We start from the raw sequence: 3,421 nt of genomic DNA on the forward strand, positions 1-3,421 counted from the left end.
AAAAGCTGGACCGGGATCACACGACGGTCCTTTCCGGCATCAAGGCCCATAAGCGGCGGCATAATCTGGATGGCGCTGCTGACACGCCTTCGGAGCGCCAGGATGACTAGGCGAAACGACGCGGCGCGCCAAATCCTGCGTGAGGGTTATGAGGCAGGAGAGTCCGTCAAGGCGATAGCCGAGCGGGCAGGGCTTACCTATGGCAGTGCGAAGGTTATCGCCAGCCGTATGGGCCTCATTCATCCCTGTGGTTCTCCCGCGCGCCACCTGGTCGGGCAGCAGGCAGCAGACTATCACCTGTTCGTACACACGAAGGGGATCAGGGCTCAAGACGCGCTGCGCATCGTTGGGGCTGCGCCATGAGCCACAAAGCGACCAACTGGGCCATTGAACAGCGCGGATTGAAGCCAATCGCCAAGGTTCTGCTTTGGCGTCTGGCTGACCGTCACAATCCCGACTATGGCTGCTTCCCCGATCAAGCGAGCCTCGCACATGACTGCGAAATCTCGCGGGCGTCGGTCAATCGCTACCTCAATGAACTTGAGGAGCGTGGGCTCATTCGTCGGGAACAGCGCATCCATCCTGACACCAAAAAGCAGATGAACACGCGCTACGTCCTAGCGTTCGAAGATGACTTCGGCACACCAGATGTTGCGAGCCGTGTCTCAGATAGCGACACGGAAAATGAGCCGAGCCGTGTCTCAGAAAACGCCGAAGCCGTGTCTCAAAAACAGGGGGTAGCCGTGTCTCAGAGCTGTGAGACACTAACCAGTAAGGGAACCAGTAATCTAACCGGTAACGCGCTGCGCGCCGCCAGCGAGCGGGTTGATTTTGATTTGGCTTGGAAGGCGTTCCCCCACCGTCCCATGCCGAACCGAACGGCAGCGGTCAAAGCCTGGGATGCGCTTAGCGACGAGGAAACCGTTCGGTGCTTCACAGCAATCAAGCGCTTTGCCCGCTGGCATGTCGAGGATAGCGAGGCGCGTGGCGTTGATCCGAAGGCGCAGCTTGAGTTTCGCCCCGGCATGGGCCGGTGGATCGGCACCGGCGCTTGGGTCGAGGCCCTGACCGTTCCACTCAAATCCGATCCGGTGCCGCCGCTGGCGAATGGCCTGGTGGTGCTGACGCCGGACCATCCAGATTTCATCGCGGTTGAGCGCCTTCGTGGCCGCAAGATACCCCTGGGTCAGTCTGGCCGCGCGACGTTCCGTATCGAAGAAATCGAGCAGGCGAGGGCAGCAGCATGAGCCATTCCCAAAACGGCGCGGAAAAATCTGGTGGCGCCCGCAAGGCGTTCATCGCCCGCATCCGTGAAGCCTATGCCGAATATCGAGACCATGGCCTCGGGGCGACCGCTGCAATGGCCGAGGTCGGCATGGCGCTGCGTGACCTGGATCGAAAGGGCACGAAATGAATGCCGGTCAAATCCACCGAATCCAGCCCAGGCCATCGAGTTCTGATCCACACCTGCGAGGTGTGCGGGGCTCGGGCCAGTTTCGGAGAGGGCGTCGATCTTCGCCGGGCCTTGGCAACCGGAAATGTGGTCCATGCGGGCCGCTGGTTTTGTTTCGAGCATTGGAAAGCGAAAGGAGAGGGTGATGAGTGAATTCGACAAAGGCGGCCTATTTGCCTTGGGGGTCCTCTGGGCTGCGTTCCTTGTAGTCATGGCCCTCGCCTATCCCGAATGGATTGGCGTTTTCCTCCCCTCCTAACCACCAGAGAGACAGAGACACATGGCCGGATGGCAGACTGCACCCCAAGACGATCTGCAAATGGCAATCGCAGAGTTCAAATCCAAGCTGCCCGGCTGGTGGTACTCGCTCGGAGAATGCCAGGTGAGCTGCGATGCGTCATGCGCTCCAACCGTTGAGAGCGAGCACATTCACCTCATCGAGAGGCAGGGCGATCCATTCGATGCGGGCTTTGATGCCGACCTGCCGCAGCCCTCCACCCTGGCCGATGCGCTGCGCGACGTGATGCGTCAGGCCCTCGAAGAAATCCGTAAGCGCAAAGGAAACTGACATGGCAAGAGCAGGCCGGAAACGGAAAATCGGGGTGAAGCGCACTCCATCGGGCGCCATCAGCCGCGCCAAGAGCGCCTATAGCGAAAATGCCGATGGCATCGCTCTGCGCATGAAGGTGTTCGGCCTGACCGAGCAGGACGCGCGGGACCAGAAGGCAGCTACTTACGTGGGCCGGCTATGCCTCGCTGGTCGGCGGAACAATGCGGATGGCATCACCGATGCGCAATACGAGGCGGCACTGGTCTGGCGCGAGGCCTACGAGAATTTCCAGCGGGCCGTCAAATCGCCGGACGCGCTGCGCACTGGTGTTGGCGGCGGTGATCAGGGCGAGAGTGAGGATTATGCTCGCTGGTGCAAGGCCGCTATTGCCCGATGGAAGGGCATCGAGGACGCGGTGCGGCTGGAGCAGGGCTATCACGAGAACCGCGGGGCCAACATGTGGGCCGCACTGGATTATCTGGTAGGCCGGGATCAGCAATTGCCGCACATGATCGGGGATCTTCGTTTGGCACTGAATGCAATTGGCCATCATATGGGGATGATTCCGCGTCCACAGCGACAATCGCGCGCCGCTTGACGAAAGCGGCAAATCACCCTATTCCTCAGTTAATGCGATTTTCAGACTATCGTCTGAACGAACAGGGCTCGGGCAACCGGGCCTTTTTGATTCCAAGCTGGGTCAGGCCAGCAATGCTCCCGGCACAGGCGCTTCCGACAAGCTGACCGGGAAAAGAGATTCTCGGAGCGTCCATGGCAGAGTAGGGAGGCGGTCCCTTAGATGTCTGGGGTGGACGAAAGGCGGTCAGTAGGGCGGCGAGTGCGACGGCCGGTTGCTACCTGAATACCGCGCCCCACATAGTTTCACAGGTCGCCGGTTGTGGTTCGTCACGGCTGGCAGCGCGCGAGGCGCGGGTTCGTCCCATTCCTCGAAGTCGTCACGGCGCCGTGGCGCACCCCGCATTGGAAGCTCGATTCACTCATCCATAAATCCCTGTGGACCGCTCCAAGCAGATGCGCAATATTCCCAAGCATGGGGGTGCGCTGTGTTTTTTGCTCGGTTGGGGAATATAATCGCCTGGGTCTTTCTTGTGATGGGGGTGTTGCAGTTAGGGCTATCGATTTTCGTTATTTTTGGAAGCGGCGATCCCGAAACGGCCGCAGCCGTAGGGGCTCGATATTTTGGATCAAGAGGCCCCGCGAAGGCATTTTCCGAAGCCTTAATGATGATCGGGGGTGCGGTTATTCTTGGAATTTTCGCATCAATAGCGCGGTCTTTGCATCGGTCTTAGCCTCAACCCCTCTCAGCAGGTAAGTGTATTGGAGCGCAGGGACGGGCGCTCGGAGTTAAGCCTTTGCACTGCCACGGCTCCCCCGGCCTGCTGTGACCATATTCAGTT

At 59.8% G+C, this 3,421-nt stretch carries 4 protein-coding genes; all 4 read left to right on the forward strand.

From position 1 onward, the window contains the following. The first annotated feature begins 359 nt into the window (after positions 1 to 359). The 4 genes from VDP82_RS15925 to VDP82_RS15940 all read left to right on the forward strand — a co-directional run bounded on the left by VDP82_RS15925 (position 360) and on the right by VDP82_RS15940 (position 2,601). Entirely contained in the window at positions 360 to 1,247 is an 888-nt protein-coding gene (locus VDP82_RS15925; protein ID WP_323015810.1) for a helix-turn-helix domain-containing protein, read from the forward strand. After that, positions 1,244 to 1,414: a hypothetical protein gene (locus VDP82_RS15930; RefSeq protein ID WP_323015811.1), complete on the forward strand. Its 171-nt coding sequence runs from the start codon at positions 1,244 to 1,246 to the stop codon at positions 1,412 to 1,414. Before VDP82_RS15925 ends, VDP82_RS15930 begins: the two co-directional genes overlap by 4 nt. A gap of 319 nt (positions 1,415 to 1,733) precedes the next feature. Next, positions 1,734 to 2,021, forward strand: a complete 288-nt coding sequence (locus VDP82_RS15935) for a hypothetical protein (RefSeq protein WP_323015812.1) — start codon at positions 1,734 to 1,736, stop codon at positions 2,019 to 2,021. A gap of 1 nt (position 2,022) precedes the next feature. Then, positions 2,023 to 2,601: a hypothetical protein gene (locus VDP82_RS15940; protein ID WP_323015813.1), complete on the forward strand. Its 579-nt coding sequence runs from the start codon at positions 2,023 to 2,025 to the stop codon at positions 2,599 to 2,601. The last annotated feature ends 820 nt before the right edge of the window (positions 2,602 to 3,421 follow it).

The organism is Devosia sp. (assembly GCF_034675085.1).
Taxonomy (GTDB): domain Bacteria; phylum Pseudomonadota; class Alphaproteobacteria; order Rhizobiales; family Devosiaceae; genus Devosia.